Origin of the sequence: Alkalibacillus aidingensis, assembly GCF_014595945.1 — a bacterium.
Taxonomy (GTDB): Bacteria; Bacillota; Bacilli; order Bacillales; family Alkalibacillaceae; genus Alkalibacillus; species Alkalibacillus aidingensis.
The window spans coordinates 1-21689 of sequence record NZ_JABXWU010000009.1; the positions used below are offsets into that span (position 1 = coordinate 1).

Here is a 21689-nt window from a genome sequence, read left to right on the forward strand (position 1 = left end):
GTTTTCTCTCTGATTAGAAAGAAAACCGAATTGACGTCAGGCTATTTTGTTTAGTTTTCAAGGTTCAAATATTAATTATATGGTGGGCCTGAGTGGACTTGAACCACCGACCTCACGCTTATCAGGCGTGCGCTCTAACCGACTGAGCTACAGGCCCATATATGGAGCGGGTGATGGGAATCGAACCCACAACATCAGCTTGGAAGGCTGAGGTTTTGCCATTAAACTACACCCGCATATTCATTAACTATTAATTCAAACATAAACTAATAATAAATTAATTGTTTTTATTAGCAATGGCGCGCCCGAGAGGAGTCGAACCCCTAACCTTTTGATCCGTAGTCAAACGCTCTATCCAGTTGAGCTACGGGCGCCAATGCGACAAAATCTATAATAACAAATTTTAAAGGTTAATGCAAGTACTTTTTTAATTTTGGTGCGGCCGAGAGGATTTGAACCTCCACGGGGTAAACCCCACTAGGCCCTCAACCTAGCGCGTCTGCCGTTCCGCCACGACCGCAATTGATGAGCCAAAGAGAATTCATTAGAACCTCCGGCGACGTTTAGCCTTTTAACATCTACTATTTAAAGGCATAAAAAAAGACTATATTAGTATTATTTTATTGTCATAAAATAAATGGCTGGGCCACCAGGATTCGAACCTGGGAATCACGAGACCAAAACCCGTTGCCTTACCGCTTGGCTATGGCCCAATTTGAATTATAATGGCGGTCCGGACGGGACTCGAACCCGCGACCTCCTGCGTGACAGGCAGGCATTCTAACCAACTGAACTACCGGACCTATTTAATTAAGTGACCCGTACGGGATTCGAACCCGTGTTACCGCCGTGAAAGGGCGGTGTCTTAACCACTTGACCAACGGGCCATGTTTAAATGGCGGAGAAGGAGGGATTTGAACCCTCGCGCCGCTTACGCGACCTACACCCTTAGCAGGGGCGCCCCTTCAGCCACTTGGGTACTTCTCCATGGCTCCAGCGGCAGGATTCGAACCTGCGACCAATTGGTTAACAGCCAACTGCTCTACCACTGAGCTACGCTGGAATGTAATAACAAAACTTCAAGTATCAGTACCTTGTTATTGACTAATTGTTTCAATAAAATTAATCAGTAATTTGTTGCGACATAAAGTATAATATAACAACTTTTTTTTAATGTCAATTAGTAATTTTAAAGTTTTTATTTTGTTATTAATGTAAATGATGTGCTGTTTTTGTCAGCTTATATAATTTAACACGGCTCTAAGAATGAGTCAATACCTTGTTTAAACTTTTTCACCATAATTAACTCGTTACTAACCTCAATTTGCCCTGGCACTTTCCACAGCGATATTTCCGTAAGTCCACCTTTCGTTTTCTTCTATATTCACTGCCACATTGTTGGCATTGTATTTTGTATTTTTGCTTTTCCCTCTCTGATGGTAAAGGTGTACAAAACCTGGGTGAGTTTGTTGCTTTTAATAAAGCCCTAAATTCTTTACTGCGATGATCATACGGTTTACCTTCTATATGTAAATGGTAGTGACACAGCTCGTGTTTGATGATCCCAATTAATACATCGATTCCCAATTCTCCATAATATTTAGGATTAATCTCTATTGTTCTCTTAGATGGTATATATCGGCCACCTGTTGTTCTCAACCTTTTATTAAAAATAACTTGGTCATTAAACGGTTTGTTGAAATACTTTTGAGACAATTCTTTAGTGATCCTTTCTAATTCAAACGGTTCCATTACTTTTCCCCTCTTATTTTAAAGGCTCTGTTAAAGTTTAATGTTGCTGGTATAAAAAAAAGAGTACTTAGTTGTTGTATGGTGAAAGGAGAAGGTGGCGACTCCAGGTCGGTGAAAACCCCACGTCCTATGGCCAACATCGACATTTGACCGTCCAGGTCTTAAGAAAGCATCCACCGAAAGCGAAGCACCATAACAACAACGGACTTTAACAGAGCGATTTTCTAAAAAGCCCCTAAACAATTTATCTTTGTTAGATGCTTTTTTATGGTTGTCTATGAAGCAAATTAAGCAACTCTTGCATATTATATAGTAACAAATAACCTAATTCAAAAGGTGATTAATATGCCGAGTTGGTTACAAAATCAACTTTTAAGAGCTTACGCTTCAAAAGATATTCAACAAATTAAAACGTTAAATCAGTGTTGGTTCTTTTACTATAAGAATATTCTTGATGATTAACTGGTCACTGGAATCATAGTCAATGCAATTCTTTGTCTTTTAACATCTACTTCATCAACCCAAACAGTCACGATATCTCCCACAGCAACAACATCTAATGGATTTTTAACAAATCGATTAGATAACTTTGATATGTGGACGAGGCCATCTTGTTTTACGCCAATGTCAACAAAGGCACCAAAGTCAACTACATTACGTATGGTTCCTTGTAACTCCATACCTTGCTCTAGATCTTCCATCGATAACACATTTGTCTTCAACAATGGTTTAGGTAATTCATCTCTTGGGTCTCTGTTCGGTTTCTTTAAATCATTAATAATATCTTGTAAGGTTAATTCCCCGACATTTAGACCTCGTTGAAGCTTCTTAATCGAACTATGATTAATCTGTTCATTAATCCTATCTGATCCAATATCAGATATGGATAAATCTAAACGTTCTAACAACTGCTCGGTCACACCATAACTTTCTGGGTGAATGGAGGTGCGATCGAGTGGGTTATCTCCATCCAATATACGCAAGAAACCGATAGCTTGTTCATATGTTTTTGCTCCCAAGCGTGGAACTTTTTTGATCTGTTTTCGATTAGTGAACTTACCATTTTCTTCACGGTATTTAACGATATTATTGGCTACTGTTTTATTAAGGCCAGAAATATACTGTAATAACGAAGAAGAAGCTGTATTTACATTAACCCCTACTTGGTTAACTGCTGTCTCCACAACAAAGGATAGGGATTCACTCAGTTTCTTCTGACTAACATCATGTTGATATTGTCCTACCCCTATGGATTTCGGATCAATTTTGACTAACTCACTTAATGGGTCTTGCACTCGTCTTGCGATCGACACAGCACTTCTTTCTTCCACTTGTAAATCAGGGAACTCTTCTCGAGCAAGTTTTGAAGCAGAATACACACTTGCTCCCGCTTCATTAACAATTAAATATGCCACATCTAAATGCTGCTTTTGAATAAGGTCTGCGATAAATTGTTCTGTTTCGCGTGATGCCGTCCCATTACCAATAGCAATTAATTCAATTGGGTAGTGCTTCATCAGCTCCATTACTTTCTTCTCAGCACCTGCAATATCCTTTTTCGGCTCAGTCGGATAGATCACCCCTACTGTTTCCATTTGCCCGGTTTCATCTACGACCGCAAGCTTACATCCAGTGCGGTAGGCTGGGTCCACTCCCAGGATTGTTTTCCCCTTTAATGGTGGTTGTAGCAGTAAGCTACGTAGGTTCTTAGCAAAGATTTCAATCGCCTGCTCTTCAGCCGTTTCGGTTAGCGATGTGCGAATGTCACGTTCAATTGAAGGTTCAATTAATCGTTTGTAGCTATCTTCAATGGCAGTCTCTAAAAATGACTTTTCGGCAGTGTACTGATTTTTAATAACTGACTGCTTAATATAATGAAGAATGGTCTCAACGGGTGATTCAATCGAAATCTTAAGTACCTTTTCCTTCTCACCACGGTTCATGGCTAAGACACGGTGTGAAGCAACACTTCTAATTGGCTCTTGATAGTCGTAGTACATTTGAAATATTTCTTTTTCATCTTCGGCATTTTTCTTTATTTCTGTTATAATCGATCCTTTATTGAAGGTTAATGAACGAATTTCTTCTCGATAAGCAGGTTCATCTGAAATCCATTCTGCAATGATGTCATTTGCTCCTTGGAGTACTGAGTCAACATCCGTAAGTTCATGCTCTTCAGATAAATACTTTTCCGCTTCAGCACGCAATTCAATTCCTTGCTGCTTCCAAATAAGCTCTGCTAACGGCTCAAGCCCTTTTTCTTTAGCAATTGTTGCACGTGTCCGGCGTTTTTGCTTATAAGGTCGATACAAATCTTCTACTCTTTGAAGTTTAGTCGCCTCCATAATTTCTTGCATTAATTGATCTGATAATTTTCCTTGTTCATCAATTAAACGAATAACTTCCTCTTTACGCGTATGTAATTGTAACTGATAATCGTAGGTTTCTTTAATCGACTGGATCTGAGTTTCATCTAAGCCTTTCGTTTGTTCTTTTCGATAACGAGCAATAAATGGAACGGTATTTCCGTCTTCAATCATCTCAACAACTTTTGAAACGATGGTTGATTGTATATTGATTTGCTTTGATACAGCTTGAATTAGGTTTGTATTTGATTCTTGCAAATTGTTTCCTCCTCAAAAAAAATCACGCTCTTATTGTAACAGAGTATTTAAAAAAGCTCTAACATCCTTGATGCTAGAGCGAACATATGATGTATAAATTATGCGTGGTATTTCATCGCAATTAAGGTCGTGTCGTCATGACTGTTCTTTTGTTGTTGCAATGTGAACCAATTAATGGTGGATTGCATCGACTTTTGGCTATAAAACTCCTTTGTTAACTGACGTTCATTCACGCCATCTGAAAACATAAAAAAGACTGCCCCATCTTCAAGAGCACCCCGGTGAATGTTAACATCACGTTTTATTCCTGATAGATAACCAGGATTTGGGATGTTACGCTTTTTCGAGCCATCTTCATTGACGACAACAACACCAATATTCCCTATAGAAGCATAGGAGTAGCGGCAATGTTGATAATCAATTCTTAATATGCTTAATACACACCCACGCATATTCTTCCCAGATAAAGCCTCGTTACAAAGGTCGATTAACGAATCTAGTGGTTCATCAATCTTCTTTTGGACCACTTGAATAACCGTTTCTGATGAAGCTTTTGCTAACTCACCACTACCTAACCCATCTGCTAAAGCACATATAAAGCCGTCGTCTGTCTCTATATAGAAGTAGGAATCGCCTGAGCAATCGTTACCATGCTTCGCTGTTTGATAAACGGCTACTTCCATATGGTTTTCACTCAAAATAAAACCTCCATGTCTTCCTCACTCATGGAATCTCTTAACTTTCTTAAGGCTCGACGTTGCAATCTTGAAACATGCATTTGGGAAAGTCCGAGTCGCTCTCCAGCTTCCTTTTGACTCAGGTTTTCAAAATAAGTATATTTTAAAACCTTTTGCTCCCGTTCACTTAAAAGTGGCATCATCGTCTCAATAATTAACTTATAATTAGTTTGTTCATACCCTTGTTCTTGGCTGCCAACTAAGTCTAAAATGGTTACGGTACTGCCATCAGAATCTGCTTCTATTTTACGATCAGTTGAAAGAGCATTATAACTCTTACTCATCTCCATTGTCTCCAAGACTTCTTCTTCGGAAACCTCTAAATAATTCGCTATATCAGCCACTGAGGGAGAACCTTGTAAGTCAGTCGTCAACTCTTCAACAGCTTTTCTAATTTTAGGGCCTAATTCCTTAATCCGCCTTGGAACGTGGATACTCCAAGTTTTATCCCTAATATAACGCTTAATTTCCCCGATAATAGTAGGGATAGCAAACGATTCAAATGATTTACCATGTGAATCGTCATACCTCCTAATTGCTGCCATTAATCCAAGCATCCCCACTTGTACTAAATCCTCATGAACTTCGCTATTATGTGAATATTTCCTCGCCAATGAATGGACCAAGTTTTCGTATTTGTAGATGATTTTTTCCTGAGTGGGTTCATCATCAGGAAATTCATGTAGATACCTGATCAGTTCATAAACATCCTCTTCATTATTGTGGTGTTGAGATTTGGTCGTCACTTTGCCCCACCTCATTTTCGTACAAAAACTTGGTCATAAGTACTATGACACCGTGGTTACTATTAATCTCTACCTTATCCATCAGGGCATCAATTAAGAAAAGACCAAACCCTCCTTCACGCATGTTCTCAACTGGAACACCATCATGGTATGGACCAATTTGTTCTTTAACCTTTTGTAAGTCAAAACTACCACCTCGATCAGCAACCATAACTTCTAAACGATCTTCGTACATTCCAAAACCTACAGTGACTTCACCGGAATCTTCTTCATAGTAGGCGTGATCCACAGCATTGGTAATTGCCTCGGAGATAGCTACTTTTAAATCTTCAATTTCCTCATAAGAAAAACCCATACGATTGGCAATTCCAGATACCGTTAATCTTAACACCCCAACAAATTCTGACTTAGCAGGCAATTTCATCTCTAAGAACTCAAACTCTTCATTCATGACAACTCACCTCTTACCGTATTTTCGATATCAATGACATCGTTGAGTCCTGTGATATTAAAGAGGCGATATACGTTTTCTTGTAAGTTGATTAATTTAAGCGCATGTTCTTTCTCTTTAGAAGTCTTTAATGCGCTTATAAACACACCTAAACCAGTACTGTCCATGTAACTTACTCTAGCTAGGTCAACATGTACTGTAGGATTTTCCTCAACCAACGCCAACAATTTTTCCTTTAACTGTGGCGCCGTATATGCATCAATTTCACCTGACAATTTTAAAACCGTTACATCTCCTTCTTGATGATCATCGATATGTAGATTCATCATCGTTTCCCCCATTCGATACTAATATTTAAGTTCCCTCATTGAACTAAGTATAAACTCATTATTCATTTCTTTTTATAACTATAATAGTAATATCATCTCTTAAATCAAAATCCTGCAAGCGTTCAAAATGTTTAAATACATTCTCTGCAATATCACTTGAAGGTAAATCGGCATACAATTTAATGACATCTAACACTTCTTGCTGTTTGAGAAACCTATCACCCATACGACATTCCGTCACTCCATCGGTAAGGAGAACAATGTAATCACCTTTTGTAATCGTTGTTTGGCGTTGCTCATAAATAACGTCATTTTCAACGCCTAATAGTAACCCCTTTGCATCAATCTTTTCAAATTCATCAGAATCTGAACGATAGACAAAACAAGGCTCATGGCCAGCAGACGAATAGTAAAACTGATGAGTATAAATGTCATATAAACCATAAAACATGGTAACAAACATACCTTCTTCAAGATTCCTAAAAACGACTCGATTTAGTGAATCTAGAACCCACTCAGGATAGATTTGATTATCTGAAAAACTTTCTAAGGCAAATTTAATCATCGACATACAAAACGCTGCAGGTATTCCTTTTCCAATAACATCAGCTACAGCAACTCCCAGATTCCCTTGTGTATCTCTTATAAAATGATGATAATCACCATTCATCTCTTTAGCTGGGACTGATTTCACACCAATATCAATCGTAGTATAATCTGGAATCTGTGTTTTCAGCAATGTTTCCTGCATATTTGCCGCAACCCCTATTTCGGATCTTAGCTCGATTTGCTTCTCACGCAAAACCTGATGCTCTTGATAAGCTAGACCATAAGAGATCATTGTTTCAATTAAAAATTGGAATGAATCTTTAACCGTTTCATCCATATTCGGTATCAGTTCTTGTAAAGCTTGATAATGCTCATTAACGATCTCATCTGGTGAAATATTTTGTTGGATCGTTTGTTTACTAAATTGCTCTGCTTGGTACAAGACTGCTTCATCTCTTGATTCAAGGTATTGAGATAATAACTCTTTATAATTACTAATATCTGATTTTAAAGAGCTCACCTCCACCCCACCTCCTATTGCCGTGCCCATTTAATAACGGTCACTTTTGTACCATGGTCATCGGATTGTATATCAAATTCATCCATTAGCCTTTTTACACCTGGTAAGCCAGCTCCTAAACCACCGGATGTGGAATAACCATCTTTCATTACTGAACTAATTTCCCTAATCCCTGGTCCACGATCTGAAGCAATAATTTTAATGCCCACTTTCCTTACACCATATACCTTTTCGAAAGTGATCTCACCATGTTTTGCGTATAAATATATATTACGGGCTAATTCAGATATTGCGGTCGTTATTCGGGCTTGGTCAACAGAACCAAATCCTAAATCAATAGCAATCTTACGACCAGCCTGTCTTGCTCCAACAATATCCCACTCTTTTTTAATAATTACAGAGGATAGAGTTTTTTCCATCACTTCTCCTCCAATTCTTGTCTTAACTTAACGATTCCTTGTTCTAAATCTAGTGCTGTTGGAACCTCCTTCAAATAAATACCAAGTTCAATTAAAGTCATAGATACTGCCGGTTGGATGCCAGTAAATACAACTTTCGCTCCCATTAAACTAGCCATCGACACGACATCACCAAAAACCTTTGCTATAAATGAGTCAATCACTTCCACAGATGTTAAATCAATAACCACTCCAGTTGCACCTGTTTCATGAATTTTATTTAAAAGATCCTCTTGAAATTGAATGGCAGTTTGGTCGTCCAAGTCAATTTGTATAGAAACTAATAGATAGTTATGTAACTTTAAAATAGGGATACGCAAATCGATCACTCCTTCTCAATTGCTCCTATTATAGCTTCGATATCCTCTTGCTCCTGATTGTCTGAGTGAATACTCTTTCCTGTTATTTGTAGGGCAGTCTGAAATCCTTTCTGTAACGAACTCTTTGTTTGGAACTGGCTTAAATCAATTCCTAAGTTAACAATGGTCTGTGCAATTTCTGGCCTAATGCCTACCAGTATACAAGTAGCTCCCAATAATCGTACTGCTTCTGCTGCTTGAATAATGTGATGAGCAACCATCGTATCAACGACTGGGACACCAGTAATGTCAATTAACACTACATCTGTTCGCTGTTTAACTACACCATTTAATAAATTTTCCATGATCATTTTGGCCCGATCTGTATCAATCATCCCAACCAGTGGCATGATCGTAATCTCATCCATAACTGGAATTAACGGAGCTGATAACTCCTCTAAGGCCATCTTCTGAAGTGAAATAATATTATTCCAATTGCTAGAATACTCGTTTAGTAAGCGAACTTTAAGTGGATCGATCCACTTGTTAACCCCATCCATTACCTCAATAAAAAAAGACTTACTCTCTTTGTTTGTTTTCTCTAAAATAAATCGAATACTAATCGAACGGAATTGCTGGAGACCTTCTGTGATATATCCGAATGGCCATCCTAAGTTAACAATCTTTTCAGCAAACTCATCTAATTCTTTAAGATTCTTAGCATCGGATTTTAAGCTTAATATAATTAAATCAGCAAACTCACGATTAATTTGTTCAATCATTTCATGAGAAATAGTTGAGCTATATTCGTTTAAAGCACCATTATCCAACTGATTTAGCCAACGTTCTACCACTGTATCACTATGTTCTAAAACGATCTCTTTAAATTCCATAACTCAAAAACCTCCTAAGTGAAACTCTTCCATATTATCAATTTATCACTATATCACTTATTTTTCTACATTTTTCAGAAAACGAAAACAGCTCAAACAAAGGAAAGGACAAATTACCTAGACCCACCCTCAACCTTAATAATATATTCATCAGAAATTCTATAAAGTCCTACATCTATAGAAAATTGACTTCACAAATAAAAAACGCCTTTTATAAATATGTCGTACTAACATACTCATAAAAGGCGTTCTGTCCTATTTTTACAAATCTAATAATCCTAAGCTGATTTGTAAGGCATCATCGACTTGACCCATTAAATATTCATCAAGTGTCGTAATTTTGTCTGTTAATCGCTGCTTATCAATCGTACGGATTTGCTCTAAAAGAATAACGGAATCACGTTCAAAGTCATATTTATCTGCATCTATTTCCACGTGTGTTGGTAATTTAGCTTTTTGAATTTGTGCTGTAATAGCTGCAACGATTACAGTTGGACTAAATCGATTACCTATATTATTTTGAATAATAAGCACTGGGCGAACACCGCCTTGCTCAGAGCCTACCACGGGGGTCAGGTCTGCGTAGTAGACGTCGCCTCGTTTAACATACAAATTAATTACACCCCACTCACTAAGCGCTCTAGAGTGGTTTCAGCCTCCTCTTCAGCTTGGAAAGCTTCCGATGCGATATCTAAGTTGATATTTTTCATTTCTACATAACCACGGCGCATCATTTCTTTAATTTTACGTTTCTTTTCTTGTTTCACATAGTTGTTAACAGCTTGCAGAATAAGCTGATGACGATCAACCATGTCCTCTTGATTATCAACTAATTCATCACATTCATCAAGTAAAGATATCGGTAGATGGACAACTACCTCTTTCGAAGATTCAGACATCCTTACACCCCCAACGTTTATACGAACAACAAATCTAAAAACATCATAACATTATTCGCTAACTTTCGTAAAGGAAAATCTAACTCTTTCCTTGTTTAGCATTAATGATTTATAAATACCCTCGGTACCCGTTGATTAATCATACAAGGAATTTCGTAATTGATCGTATCTAAATAGTCTGCCACTTCATCCATCGTAACCATTTCACCCTGGTTGACTCCGATCAATGTAACTTTCGTATCAACGGGATAGGGTTGATTCAATTTAACCATGCATTGATCCATACAAATTCGCCCAACTAGCCGAAACTTCTTTCCATCTACCATAATAGAAAAGTTTTGTAGTTTGCGAGTCCACCCGTCACCATAGCCTATTGGAATGGTACCAATCCATTCGTTCTCTGTAGCTGTATAGGTAGCTCCATAACTAACTGATTCACCTGGTTCAATCTCTTTTACGTGCGTCAGCCGACTATGTAATGAGAATGCAGGCTTAAGAACTATATCAGATTCATTTCTAACTGTGTCTGATGGGTACAGTCCATACATTCCTATGCCAAATCGTACGGCATCATACATAGATTCTGGGTATCTCATTGCAGCAGCAGAATTACCTACATGAACTTCAACCGTTTCCGTAAATTCACCTTTAAGCTCCTGAAGATATTTTTGAAATTGCACCAGCTGACTTTGTAAATAACTTTGATCTTCTTCATCGGCAGTAGCAAAATGTGTATAAATTCCTGTTATTTCTATTTTAGAAGAACAAACCTCATTTAATACATCATACGCTTCTAAAAACGTCCTTATACCTATACGGTTCATTCCTGTGTCAATTTTTAAATGAATACTAAGCACATCATTTAAATGCTTCTTCGCTTCTTGAACCCACTCTTTCTGAAACACAGTAACAGTGATCTTATATTTAGCAGCAATTGGCGCGTCTTCTGGTCGAATTCTTCCAAGCACTAAAATAGGGATGTCTTGATAGTGTTGGCGTAATTTAATGGCCTCATCTAATAATGCAACAGCCAATCGATTAGCTCCTGCTTCAATTGCAGCTTTGGCCACTTCTACATCCCCATGACCATACGCATTTGCCTTCACAACGGCATAGATATTTTTTTGATCTTGATATAGCTTGCTGATTTCCCTGATATTGTGTTTGATCGCGATTAAGTCAACTTCTGCCCATGTGTCACGGTAAAAGTTATTTTCTTTCATAAAGAATGACCTTCTTTTTTAGTCACATTATCCATCTCAAGTCCTTAAATTGTCAACACGTAGCCTAAATTGTTAAACCCATAAGAAAAATGCCCAATGATAATGTTGGGCATTTTCTAGTTTAGCTTTCTGCATATATAAATGAATAGTGAATCATACAAGTTAAATCACATACCTTACTTAACCGCTTGGACCTCAACAGACTGCGCAACTTCAATCATTTCATTTTCAGTTAAAGACTCACTAGCAATAACAAATCTCATACCATCCTTCTCCCACTCTAGTGAGTTGTTAGTCATATGACCAACCGTGAATCCAAGGTCAACCATGTCACCACCAGCATGTACAGGGATCATTAAGCTTGTTGGATAAGTGTCATATTTCTCTTGAATAAGTGTGAAAGGTTTTTCCCCTTCATAAGAAAGAATGACACGTTCGCCATCTTCAAACTCAACAATTTCTTCGCTAGCAGGGGATGTTTCTTCTGGAACAAAGCTTGGGAAATACACTTCCATATCTTGCTCTTCCAACTCTGCCATCGTTGGGACACTAACTGCACCTTCAGAGAGGTTTTGTTCAGTATCAAACTCAGAATCGTCAATGTCTACATTAAATTCAAAAGAAGAGAAGTCTACTTCTACAATCGTATCTCCATTATGGTCTTGCACTCTCACTAAGGCAGGCTCATATGTGTCTTTATGGAAGTAAATTTCTTGGAATGGTAACTGTTGATTACCCTGGTAATTTGTTTTCACTTTAAATACGTAATAATTCTCTGTCATCTGAAATTCTCTTTCACTATCATTAACTATGTCTTTAACTAATGAAGTGTACAGATAGGGTTGGCTGTGATGTTCAGGCCAATCATTTTGGAACTTGTAACTCTTATTGATCGAAGGAGTTAGTACAAATACACCTTCATCATTACGTAAAATGACCTGATTACCTTTTTCATCCGTTTGATTATTCATCACAACCTTGTAGTAATCTTCCTTCTTGTGCCACACGTCGATTTGGTATTGTTGTGCTTCCTCTCCTGTGTTCATTGTCATTTCTGCAGTCGCCGTGAAACTCGACATGTCATCAACTTGGTTTTCAAGTGATTGTAGAACATCCTCCACCGTCTCTTCGCCGCATGCTGTTAAAAAGATAGTTGTTAACATCATGGAAATGAAGAGCATTAGTTTTCTTTTCATTTGGACAACTCCTTCGCCTCATTTTTCATTGCTTGTTTAATTGACAAGCGATCTATTCAGTTGCGGTGACAATGTGCACATTGGATCCCTTTTTGTTACCCGCACTACACTATATGAGACAAGGTATTTGAATATGCAGACTAGCTATTTAAACTTGTTCAATTATCACTTGAGCAACGACATAATGGCGACTATGAGAAATGGAAACAAATACAGATGGGTCCTGTTCACCGTTAACCCAAATACAAGGTTGTCCACTTTGATTAGATATAACTTCTAGTGACTGAAAAGAAATATCTTTACCGATTCCGGTCCCGGTTGCTTTACTATAAGCCTCTTTTGCTGCAAATCTACCAGCTAGAAATTCGATCTTTCTTCTATCATTTCTATAAGATTTGAAAGTTTCTTGTTCTTTTAGTGACAATACTCTTCGGTAAAATCTTGGTTGTCTTTTATGGAGCCGTTTAATACGATCTAATTCGGTCAGATCAATTCCTATTCCTTTAATCATGAAAACCCTTCTTTCTAATTGCATGATTAGATAATCATTAGTATTCTAAATGTATTGATATATGTAAAAAGAGAGGTGTTACTTGTGTTTTTTGTCCGTACCGAAAGCTTCCAGCAATTCCTGCGTTACTATCCTGTCATTTCCGCGATAATCGCCATTCACATCATTTTATTTTTAGGCGTCAATGTATCTGAGGAGCTTAGGTTACTGCTACGTGGAGTAAATGTTTATATTACAGAGGCTGGTGAATATTGGCGTTTAATCACACCCATTTTTGTACATATTGGATTAATGCATTTTATCTTCAATTCGTTTAGTTTAATTTTATTCGGACCAGCTCTTGAAGTTATGTTAGGTAAAACTAAATTCATTTTAGCATATTTAACAACAGGGATACTTGCTAATGTCGCCACTTTATTCTTAGCTGGGCCATGGTATGCTCACGTTGGCGCTTCCGGAGCAATCTTCGGGTTATTTGGTATTTACCTCTATCTATTATTTATGCGCCCAGAATTACTTGATGCTAACAGTAGGCAAATCATTGTTCTAATCGTAATATTTGCTTTACTGATGACTTTTTTACGAACAGGTATTAACATTTATGCCCATATTTTTGGATTACTTGCAGGGTTAGCTATGGGGCCGTTACTGTTTACTCATTTTAAACGTTAATACAATCATTGAAAGCTTAACAGGAGATGAACTTATGGAAAAGAACCAATACACTCCATATATTGCCATTGTAATCGGAGTTATTGCCGTGTCCACCTCGGCAATCTTTGTAAGGTTAGCAGATGCGCCGTCATCGATTATTGCGAATTACCGTTTATTATTAGCTGTATTAATCATGCTTCCTTATATTTTGTGGAAGCACCTTGGTGACTTTAAACATATCTCTAAACGCGATTGGTATTTATCAGTCGCAGCAGGCGTCTTCTTGGCCCTCCATTTTATTTTATGGTTTGAATCACTCAACCATACGTCAGTTGCAAGCTCTGTCGTTTTAGTAACTACACAGCCAATCTTCGCTTTTATTGGTACATATCTATTTTTCAAGGAACGCTTCTCTAGTGGGGCCGTCTTAAGCATGATCATCGCTTTTACAGGTAGTGTGATTATCAGCTGGGGGGATTTCCAAATTAGTGGCATGGCACTATTTGGAAACTTCCTAGCTTTGATGGGAGCTATCGCGGTCACAGGTTACTTCCTATTCGGACAAAATGTACGAAAAAGAGTCTCTTTAATGACCTACACATTTGTCGTATATGGAATTAGTTCTATTACTTTAATTCTATATAACTTAGTTTTAAACCAGCCCTTTACGGGGTATAGTGGCGAAACATGGATGTATTTTTTAGCACTAGCTATCGTCCCTACGTTCTTTGGTCATACATTATTTAATTGGGCTATTAAATGGGTGAGTGCATCAACCATCACCATGGGAATCTTATTCGAACCAGTTGGTGCTTCGATTATGGCTTATTTTATACTAGATGAATTAATTACTTGGTCACAATTTTTAGGTGGATCAATTGTCATCTCAGGGTTAATGTTGTTTATCATCAGTACATCAAAGAAACGAAAGGTCAAAGTGATTAATGATCAACGAACATCAAGTCCAAATTAATTATAAAAATTTTAAATGAAGAGGTGATCTGAATGACCATTCAATTTATGGTTGATGGTGGAGCAGACCTGCCAAAAGGTTTTGCCGAAAAATTTAATATTAAAACCATCCCACTAAACATCCATTTTAAAGACCAAGTTTATAAGGCTGGAGAGGAACTTACGATAGAAGAATATTACCAAAAGCTAAGTACAATTGAAGACCTTCCTAAGACTTCAGCCCCTAGTCCAAATGATTTTTATGAAGCGTTCAAGGCTATTGATCCATCAACTCCTATCTTGACGCTGTCGCTCTCAAAAAAATTAAGTGCTACCTATCAAAATGCGGTAATAGGTAGAGATATGCTATTAGATGAGGAACCTGATAGGAAAATTGAAGTCATCAATACTAAAACAGCTTCTTGTGGAATGACTTTGTTATTGAACGAGGCTATTAAAATGAAAGTAAAAAGTGTTGATTTTCATGAGATTGTGAATCAGACGAAAAAGAATGTAGAGAAAACCATCACCCTTTTCTCACTCATAACAGTCGAGAACCTAATTAAAGGTGGACGACTAGATAAAGTTAGAGGTGCTATTGCCAAAACCCTAAATATAAAGCTGCTAATGAAAGCATCTGATGAAGGCGAGATTGAGGTTACGGAAAAGGTACGAGGTGAGAAAAAGGCACTTAGAAGACTGGTTGAACAAATTAGTGATTATACTAAATCACTAGACGGGAATACAATTGCAATGACCCACAGTAACTGTGAAGATAAGGCTAAGCAAATCTTAAATCAAATTCGTGAAAAATATCATCAACAAGAGGAACATTTAGCTGAAATGGGTCCTCTTATAGCTAACTATGCCGGTGAAGGTGGATTAGTCATTTCATTTTTAGCCGACGAGTCATAAAAACAGGCGTGACCAACGAATCACGCCTGTTTTATTTATGATTCTTTCTTTTCAGGTGCTGGTGAAGTAAATGCGAATATAGCTGCTAGTAATGGTAAAATCAAGGTTAGTAGCAATATTTCTGAATAGCCACCTTGCCAATCATAAAAGATTCCAAATGGCAGTGGACCTAATGCCGAACCGATGACCATCACACTCTGAGCAATACTCTTAATACTACCAAGGTGCTGTCTTCCAAAATAGTTTGGCCAAACAATATTTAAAGTGATCCTCTCAAAACCATGAGCCATTCCCCAAATAACTCCATAGATGATAAATCCTACAGCACTTTGAGTTTGCCATAACCAAAGAATGGCTAAAATATGAATCATAAATGTTGCTGCTAAAACGACATTTACTTTGAAGCGATCTACTAAATAACCAGTAACAAATGTTACAGGAAAGCCGATAATCGCCATCAAGGATAATACAATAGCAGCAACTTCCGGTGTTAACCCTTTTCCTTCAGAAATCGATACTAAGTGGAACGTAATACCTGTATTCGTTAAGGCAGGAACACTAACACAAAATAAGACCATCCAAAAAGCGCGAGTTTTCATCGCTTCTTTTAAAGTCCAACTTACCTCATTATCTTCAGTCTCTTCTTGTTCGTCTTGCTTTTCACCGTGATCACTAGTCGATGTTTTTTTCATATAACGGTTTTTAATTAACATCATGACACCAATGAGTGAAGCAGCAAATAATAATATCCTCCAAAAAGTAGCTGGGAACCAAGGGAATAAACCTTGGAGATAGTCATCAATCGGTGGAATGACTGTCAGTAATATTAAAGCTGAGAGACTAACCATAAAGAACAGTGGAAGGCGCGACGGACCTTTTGACTGAATTGTTTTTCGCCTACCATCAATCACTTCTCCTATGTCTTCAGGCTTATTTCGGACAAAAAATAACGCTAAAGGAACAAAGATTACTGCTAGCGATACACTCCATATTCCCCAAGCCATTCGCCAACCAAATATATCTATTAAAAAGGCATTTAGAGGTGGAATTAACGCAGCTCCTGCAAATCCACCAATAGCCATCACACTAAGAGCTCTTCCTCTTTTTCTCATAAACCATTGAGGGACGAGCGTATTAGGAAGTAATGTCATTGACCCTTGACCAAATAAGCGTAGCATGAAAAAGCCCAAAAACATCATAATGGGTCCAACAATCAACGCGTTCCATAAGGTCGCAAAAGCTAGAGCAAGCCCAATGATTACCATCATCACACGCTGCCCATATAAATCAGCTAGTTTACCGATCGTAAATAGTAGAAAACCGGCACACAATGTAGCTGTTGAGTACAACCCAGAAACTAATGAACGGGAATAATCAAAATCTTCTATGTAATATTCGATAAACATGGAGATAGCAAAAGTCTGTCCTGGCCCAGAGAAAAATACACTCAAAGCTGAAACCAATACAATTACCCAGCCATAATAAAAAGGTGTGTTTGGAACTTGATTATTTGGTAGCATGTCTTAACCTTCTTTCAAATAATTACCTCATTACTCTAACATTTGTACATTCTACCATAACTAGAAGGTTAAAATGAATAGTTTAAGAGTTTGTCCATTTCGAAGCTGGTACATCATCTAAATTAGTTTACGAAAAAAGCCTCTCCCATAGGAAAGGCTAACTCTCACTATCACTTCTCACCATTGAATTCAACCCTTTAATCACTGGAGAAATTTGTTGGGTAATCTGAACGACTTGCCCTAACGTCTTAAATACCTTATCTAAATCGATCTCGCCATCTTCACCTTGAAAATATTGCATAAGCGCTTGTTTTTGCGATGGTGTCATGGGTTGTTGGTCACCAGGTTGAAAAGCACCATATTCAGAGAACGGTTGGTAACCTTCATTCCACCCTGAGCCTAAATCAAACTGTGAGTTGGTTAATGGTTGATATTCAGGGTTGAAAAAAGCCTGTGATTGATATTGTGGTTGATACTGAAAATAATCTAACGGTTGATCAGACGGATTCGTTGAATAACCATACAGTGACGGATCGTACAGATGCTCTAAATGATAGCCAGCTCCTGATTGACCATATGGATTTTGGGAATAGGGATAGTATGGATACTGCATCCATGGGTAACTACCGTAGTGATTTGGATACATCCTCTCTCCTACCTTTCTATTGACATTTAAGGGGCTAACACCTATATAAATTAGTTTATGAGAATGAAGTGAAGTGTGTGTTTATCACGGTATCATAAAACAGTTTGAACTTATTGTAGTTTTTGGCATAATGAAATAAGAATTAGGAGGGAATAACATGATTGAAGATACTGGGGAACGCGTCATTCCAAAAATGATGGACCCAATGAATCCACTACTATTAGAACATATAGCCAGATACCAATTCGCTTTACCGTACCTCCATGGAAGAGTACTCGATCTATCCTGTGGGGCGGGATATGGCAGTCACATGATTGCTAAGCGTCGTAAAAAGGAAGTTGAAGAAGTAATAGGTGTTGACCTTGATCCTGATATTATTAAATATGCCAAAGGTGAATACTATCACCCTAAAACACAGTTTATGGTTGCCAATGCTATTGACGAGTCATTGGTGGACCAAATCGGAACGTTTGATGCGATTGTTAGCTTCGAGACCATTGAACACATTGTAGAAGAGGAAGCGTTATTAAATAACTACCATCGTTTATTAAAACCGGGTGGTACTTTGATTGTCTCTACCCCCTTTGGACAAGGGCGTGGTAAACCATGTGGCTCTCCGTTTCACGTCCACCAACTCACACCAGAAGAGTTTAAAGACTTATTTACCAATTATGCTGAAGCTCAATTTTACTATCAAAACGGGGTGTTAATCGAACCCAAACGTGAAGATGTTCGATACCCATTAGGAATAGCTGTTTGTAAAAAGTAATAAAGGCAGGGACCTTATCTTAAGTCCCTGCCTAATGATTTATGTTTTTGGTAGTTTTCGCTCTAACTTCACCCAACTCATCAAGCGATAAAATGGATAGATTAAACAAAGAATGTAAGCAAGAGCCGGTACTTCTAAGAATACTAAAAAGAAGACAATCATTAATAGAAAGATTGCTGTCATCACATTAGCGTAACGGCCATTAAACGGCATGGCATCGAAAAACATTGACGCACGTTCCTTCTTTTCCTCAAGGTGCTTTTTAAAACATTTTTCATGAAATGGCTTAACCGTCATCTTAATATTGGCTACAACTAAATCTGAACGGTCTGTAATTTCCTTTTCACAGCGATAACATGTCATTTTTTTCTTCCCCATCTTGCTCCTCCATCTCTATATTCATAGGCATATCTATTGAATTTTTAGCGTAAATCTAAAACAATTATAATCATCATAACTTATTTATAGAAAGGTGTCGAATATGACTTTACAACTAAGTGTGTTAGACCAATCCCCGTTACTATATAATCAAACACCTAAAGATGCCTTATCACAAACTATTCAATTAGCCAAACATGTTGACCGATTAGGATATAAACGTTTTTGGATGAGTGAACACCATAGTACTCGAAGCTTAGCAGGTTCTGCTCCTGAGATCTTAGTTTCTTCTGTTGCCGCACAGACCAATCGAATTCGGGTGGGAACAGGTGGGATACTTCTCCCTCATTATAGCCCATTTAAAGTGGCAGAAGCTTTTAGAGTCTTAGAAGGCTTGTACCCAGGTCGAATCGATTTAGGGATTGGCCGCGCACCAGGTGGAATGCCGGGCGTTAATTATGCACTTAACCGTGGCCAATATCCTGATGTCCAAAATTATCCACAACAAGCGGCTAACTTAATTGATTATATTTTAGGTAATGACCCTGAAGGCTATCAAGTTCAAGCGACACCGATGACAGATACAACTCCTCCTGTTTGGATGCTAGGGTCTAGTGGAGCAAGTGCTAATGTGGCCGGCGAACTCGGTACATCTTATACATTCGCACAGTTTATTAATGGAAATGGTGGACCTGCTGCTATTGATCGCTACTATGACAGCTTTATCCCTTCACCATTACAAAGTGAACCAGAAGCAAGTATGGCTGTCTTTGTCGTTGTCGGTAAAACGGAAGAAGAAGCTGAATATTATGCATCTAGCTTAGACCTTGCTTTATTAATGATTGAACAAGGGCAAATTCGCGAATACTTCCCTAGTCCTGAAGAGGCTAGTCAGATGACTTTCAACCATTTTGAGCAAAAACATATCATGGAAAATCGCAAACGAATGATCGTTGGTGATGTGAGTAGTGTTAAGCAACAGCTAGAACATATGGCCCAAGAGTTTAACGTCAATGAAGTGATTATTAACACCATTGTATCACCATTTGAAAAACGTCTTGAATCTTATGATCTATTAGCGAAAGCTTTTAAATTATCTTAAAAGGAGGATTTTGAGATGATTGCATTTGATCATTTAGTCATTTATTCAAGCGACCCAGAGCAACACCAGAGTATATTTTCTTCCTTTCACAATCAAGTTGGTGTAGAAGGTGGACACCATGAAAATTGGGGGACGTTTAACTACCTAGCTTTCATGAAAAACAACAGCTACATCGAGTGGATTGGTGTTGACGACGATCAGAAAGCAAGTGAGTCAGATAACCCACTCATTCAACACACCTACTACGCTAAAGAACGGCAATTAGAAGGGCCAATTCAATTCGCCTTAAGAGTAGAAAACCTTCAAGAGAGAATCGATTACTTTAACCAAGAAGGGATTGAATATGAAGGACCATTTCCAGGCAGCCGTAAAAAACCAGACGGGACGACTTTGGCGTGGAAAATGTTATTTCCGAAATACGACGTCACCGGAACTCCACTGCCATTTTTACTCGAGTGGAGTGGTGACGGGAATGTGCCAACAGATGAGAATCTAATTAACCCAGTTAATTTTTCAATGCTGGAACTAGGTGTACCTAACCCAGAAGAATACATTAAACAAATAGAAAGAATATATCAATTATCACTGGGTGAAAATCTATCATTTCAACTTGAAAATGGTACTATTAAGATTACACATGGAAATCACTTAAAAGCTTCATTTGAACATATTACGTTTAAATCAAAGTAGGGATTGTATGAAATTTAATTTACGCTTTACCGTAATCATCGCACTAATCACGATGGCAGCTTGTACTGAAGTTAATGAGGATAGGACCTTCAGTTCAAAACAGCATGACCACTTCCATTCACCCATAGCTAAACACTCCATCACTTTAGATGAGATTCATCAACAAATTCTCCACGAGATCAATCCTACTCATTACCCTGCAACTAGTCAGGAGTGGGGTGAATTTGTAACAGGTGTTAAAACACAACTAGATACGGACGAACAAGTGATTGCACTTACTTTCGATGCTTGTGGTGGTCCTTATGGTCGAGAGGTTGATGATCAATTAGTCGATTACTTAATTGAACATGACATTGCTGCTACTTTCTTTATTAATAAGGACTGGATCGAACATAACGAGTCATTATTTCTAGAGCTAACAGACAACCCTCTTTTCCAAATTGAAAATCACGGAACTGAACATCTGCCCTTATCGATTGAGGGGCAGTCGGCATGGGGAATTGAAGGAACACAAAGTCGTAATGAAGTCATTAAAGAAGTGGTGACCAATCATCAATATATTGATCAACTCACTGGTCAAGAACCTACCTTATTCCGATCAGGAACAGCTCACTACGATGAAGTAGCTGTTCAGATGGTTCAAGATATGGGTTTAGAAGCGGTAAACTATGATGTTTTAGGGGATGCAGGAGGCACTTTTTCTAAAGACCAAGTCGTTCATTCTCTACTTCAGGCAAAACCGGGTTCGATCGCCTTACTCCATATGAACCAACCAACTAGTGATACAGCAGAAGGGGTGATTGAAGCTATTCCTGAATTACTTGATGATGGCTTTGAGTTTGTGCAGTTACAAGATTATGAATTAAGATGAAAGCTT

26 protein-coding genes and 9 tRNA genes are annotated in these 21689 nt (G+C 38.0%); 8 read left to right on the top strand and 27 right to left on the bottom strand.

Annotation, left to right across the window (positions count from 1 at the left end):
* Window positions 1-80: 80 nt before the first annotated feature.
* The 10 genes from HWQ49_RS11550 to HWQ49_RS11595 all read right to left on the bottom strand — a co-directional run bounded on the left by HWQ49_RS11550 (window position 81) and on the right by HWQ49_RS11595 (window position 1752).
* Window positions 81-157 (bottom strand) — tRNA-Ile (locus tag HWQ49_RS11550).
* Window positions 158-162: 5 nt separating this feature from the next.
* Window positions 163-236: transfer RNA gene (locus tag HWQ49_RS11555), tRNA-Gly, on the bottom strand.
* A 61-nt stretch (window positions 237-297) separates the two neighbouring features.
* Window positions 298-374, bottom strand: a tRNA-Arg gene (locus tag HWQ49_RS11560).
* A gap of 60 nt (window positions 375-434) precedes the next feature.
* A tRNA-Leu gene (locus HWQ49_RS11565) sits at window positions 435-520 on the bottom strand.
* Window positions 521-638: 118 nt separating this feature from the next.
* Window positions 639-713: transfer RNA gene (locus tag HWQ49_RS11570), tRNA-Gln, on the bottom strand.
* A gap of 13 nt (window positions 714-726) precedes the next feature.
* Window positions 727-803: transfer RNA gene (locus HWQ49_RS11575), tRNA-Asp, on the bottom strand.
* A 12-nt stretch (window positions 804-815) separates the two neighbouring features.
* Window positions 816-887, bottom strand: a tRNA-Glu gene (locus HWQ49_RS11580).
* Window positions 888-896: 9 nt separating this feature from the next.
* Window positions 897-987: transfer RNA gene (locus HWQ49_RS11585), tRNA-Ser, on the bottom strand.
* Between the two features lies 1 nt (window position 988).
* A tRNA-Asn gene (locus HWQ49_RS11590) sits at window positions 989-1063 on the bottom strand.
* A 239-nt stretch (window positions 1064-1302) separates the two neighbouring features.
* Complete coding sequence (locus HWQ49_RS11595; RefSeq protein WP_188207785.1) at window positions 1303-1752, bottom strand: SprT family protein; 450 nt, start codon at window positions 1750-1752, stop codon at window positions 1303-1305.
* A gap of 345 nt (window positions 1753-2097) precedes the next feature.
* On the opposite strand from HWQ49_RS11595, the gene cmpA reads away from it, so the two are divergent.
* Complete coding sequence (gene cmpA / locus HWQ49_RS11600; RefSeq protein ID WP_188207786.1) at window positions 2098-2214, top strand: cortex morphogenetic protein CmpA; 117 nt, start codon at window positions 2098-2100, stop codon at window positions 2212-2214.
* Here cmpA and HWQ49_RS11605 read toward each other — a convergent pair.
* The 14 genes from HWQ49_RS11605 to acpS form a co-directional block, all read right to left on the bottom strand.
* On the bottom strand, window positions 2211-4376 hold the full coding sequence (locus tag HWQ49_RS11605) for a Tex family protein (protein ID WP_188207787.1): 2166 nt from the start codon (window positions 4374-4376) through the stop codon (window positions 2211-2213). The two genes, cmpA and HWQ49_RS11605, sit on opposite strands and share 4 nt — an antisense overlap.
* 98 nt (window positions 4377-4474) lie before the next feature.
* Window positions 4475-5074 carry a SpoIIE family protein phosphatase gene (locus HWQ49_RS11610; RefSeq protein ID WP_188207788.1) on the bottom strand — a complete coding sequence of 200 codons (600 nt, stop codon included), beginning with the start codon at window positions 5072-5074 and terminating at the stop codon, window positions 4475-4477.
* Window positions 5071-5859 carry an RNA polymerase sigma factor SigB gene (sigB, locus tag HWQ49_RS11615; RefSeq protein ID WP_188207789.1) on the bottom strand — a complete coding sequence of 263 codons (789 nt, stop codon included), beginning with the start codon at window positions 5857-5859 and terminating at the stop codon, window positions 5071-5073. The genes HWQ49_RS11610 and sigB overlap by 4 nt, the downstream gene beginning before the upstream one ends.
* Window positions 5831-6310, bottom strand: coding sequence for an anti-sigma B factor RsbW (gene rsbW / locus HWQ49_RS11620; RefSeq protein ID WP_188207790.1), 480 nt, complete (start codon window positions 6308-6310; stop codon window positions 5831-5833). Before rsbW ends, sigB begins: the two co-directional genes overlap by 29 nt.
* Window positions 6307-6636, bottom strand: a complete 330-nt coding sequence (locus HWQ49_RS11625; protein WP_188207791.1) for an STAS domain-containing protein — start codon at window positions 6634-6636, stop codon at window positions 6307-6309. The genes rsbW and HWQ49_RS11625 overlap by 4 nt, the downstream gene beginning before the upstream one ends.
* Window positions 6637-6697: 61 nt before the next feature.
* Window positions 6698-7708: a PP2C family protein-serine/threonine phosphatase gene (locus HWQ49_RS11630; RefSeq protein WP_188207792.1), complete on the bottom strand. Its 1011-nt coding sequence runs from the start codon at window positions 7706-7708 to the stop codon at window positions 6698-6700.
* A 14-nt stretch (window positions 7709-7722) separates the two neighbouring features.
* Window positions 7723-8127, bottom strand: a complete 405-nt coding sequence (locus tag HWQ49_RS11635) for an anti-sigma regulatory factor (RefSeq protein WP_188207793.1) — start codon at window positions 8125-8127, stop codon at window positions 7723-7725.
* Complete coding sequence (locus HWQ49_RS11640) at window positions 8127-8486, bottom strand: STAS domain-containing protein (protein ID WP_223155154.1); 360 nt, start codon at window positions 8484-8486, stop codon at window positions 8127-8129. The genes HWQ49_RS11635 and HWQ49_RS11640 overlap by 1 nt, the downstream gene beginning before the upstream one ends.
* Window positions 8487-8491: 5 nt before the next feature.
* Window positions 8492-9358: an STAS domain-containing protein gene (locus tag HWQ49_RS11645; protein ID WP_188207795.1), complete on the bottom strand. Its 867-nt coding sequence runs from the start codon at window positions 9356-9358 to the stop codon at window positions 8492-8494.
* A 261-nt stretch (window positions 9359-9619) separates the two neighbouring features.
* Window positions 9620-9970, bottom strand: coding sequence for a type II toxin-antitoxin system PemK/MazF family toxin (locus HWQ49_RS11650; protein WP_188207796.1), 351 nt, complete (start codon window positions 9968-9970; stop codon window positions 9620-9622).
* Window positions 9971-9975: 5 nt separating this feature from the next.
* Complete coding sequence (locus HWQ49_RS11655) at window positions 9976-10257, bottom strand: antitoxin (RefSeq protein WP_188207797.1); 282 nt, start codon at window positions 10255-10257, stop codon at window positions 9976-9978.
* A 101-nt stretch (window positions 10258-10358) separates the two neighbouring features.
* Entirely contained in the window at window positions 10359-11480 is a 1122-nt protein-coding gene (gene alr / locus HWQ49_RS11660) for an alanine racemase (RefSeq protein ID WP_188207798.1), read from the bottom strand.
* Between the two features lie 176 nt (window positions 11481-11656).
* The gene (locus HWQ49_RS11665) at window positions 11657-12676 is read right to left on the bottom strand and encodes a LolA family protein (RefSeq protein WP_188207799.1); all 1020 of its coding nucleotides are present in this window, start codon (window positions 12674-12676) and stop codon (window positions 11657-11659) included.
* A 148-nt stretch (window positions 12677-12824) separates the two neighbouring features.
* Window positions 12825-13187 (bottom strand): holo-ACP synthase, encoded by a 363-nt coding sequence (acpS, locus tag HWQ49_RS11670; protein WP_188207800.1) that lies wholly within the window; start codon window positions 13185-13187, stop codon window positions 12825-12827.
* Window positions 13188-13271: 84 nt separating this feature from the next.
* Here acpS and HWQ49_RS11675 point away from each other — a divergent pair, with 84 nt between their 5' ends.
* The 3 genes from HWQ49_RS11675 to HWQ49_RS11685 are packed head-to-tail and all read left to right on the top strand — an operon-like array spanning window position 13272 to window position 15707.
* Window positions 13272-13859, top strand: a complete 588-nt coding sequence (locus tag HWQ49_RS11675) for a rhomboid family intramembrane serine protease (RefSeq protein ID WP_188207801.1) — start codon at window positions 13272-13274, stop codon at window positions 13857-13859.
* 34 nt (window positions 13860-13893) lie between these two features.
* On the top strand, window positions 13894-14814 hold the full coding sequence (locus HWQ49_RS11680) for a DMT family transporter (RefSeq protein ID WP_188207802.1): 921 nt from the start codon (window positions 13894-13896) through the stop codon (window positions 14812-14814).
* A 32-nt stretch (window positions 14815-14846) separates the two neighbouring features.
* Window positions 14847-15707, top strand: a complete 861-nt coding sequence (locus HWQ49_RS11685) for a DegV family protein (protein WP_188207803.1) — start codon at window positions 14847-14849, stop codon at window positions 15705-15707.
* Window positions 15708-15742: 35 nt separating this feature from the next.
* Here HWQ49_RS11685 and HWQ49_RS11690 read toward each other — a convergent pair whose 3' ends face one another.
* Together HWQ49_RS11690 and HWQ49_RS11695 are read right to left on the bottom strand one after the other, a co-directional pair.
* On the bottom strand, window positions 15743-17227 hold the full coding sequence (locus tag HWQ49_RS11690; protein ID WP_188207804.1) for an MFS transporter: 1485 nt from the start codon (window positions 17225-17227) through the stop codon (window positions 15743-15745).
* Between the two features lie 157 nt (window positions 17228-17384).
* On the bottom strand, window positions 17385-17873 hold the full coding sequence (locus HWQ49_RS11695; protein WP_188207805.1) for a YppG family protein: 489 nt from the start codon (window positions 17871-17873) through the stop codon (window positions 17385-17387).
* 157 nt (window positions 17874-18030) lie between these two features.
* Here HWQ49_RS11695 and HWQ49_RS11700 point away from each other — a divergent pair, with 157 nt between their 5' ends.
* Entirely contained in the window at window positions 18031-18642 is a 612-nt protein-coding gene (locus tag HWQ49_RS11700; RefSeq protein WP_188207806.1) for a class I SAM-dependent methyltransferase, read from the top strand.
* 39 nt (window positions 18643-18681) lie between these two features.
* On the opposite strand, the gene HWQ49_RS11705 is transcribed toward HWQ49_RS11700, so the two are convergent.
* Entirely contained in the window at window positions 18682-19020 is a 339-nt protein-coding gene (locus HWQ49_RS11705) for a hypothetical protein (RefSeq protein WP_188207807.1), read from the bottom strand.
* A gap of 103 nt (window positions 19021-19123) precedes the next feature.
* Here HWQ49_RS11705 and HWQ49_RS11710 point away from each other — a divergent pair, with 103 nt between their 5' ends.
* Genes HWQ49_RS11710 through HWQ49_RS11720 form a run of 3 tightly spaced genes read left to right on the top strand, consistent with a single transcriptional unit; the run spans window position 19124 to window position 21683 of the window.
* Window positions 19124-20122 (top strand): LLM class flavin-dependent oxidoreductase, encoded by a 999-nt coding sequence (locus HWQ49_RS11710; RefSeq protein ID WP_188207808.1) that lies wholly within the window; start codon window positions 19124-19126, stop codon window positions 20120-20122.
* A 15-nt stretch (window positions 20123-20137) separates the two neighbouring features.
* Entirely contained in the window at window positions 20138-20812 is a 675-nt protein-coding gene (locus HWQ49_RS11715) for a VOC family protein (protein WP_188207809.1), read from the top strand.
* Between the two features lie 7 nt (window positions 20813-20819).
* Window positions 20820-21683 (top strand): polysaccharide deacetylase family protein, encoded by an 864-nt coding sequence (locus tag HWQ49_RS11720; protein ID WP_188207810.1) that lies wholly within the window; start codon window positions 20820-20822, stop codon window positions 21681-21683.
* Window positions 21684-21689 lie beyond the last annotated feature (6 nt).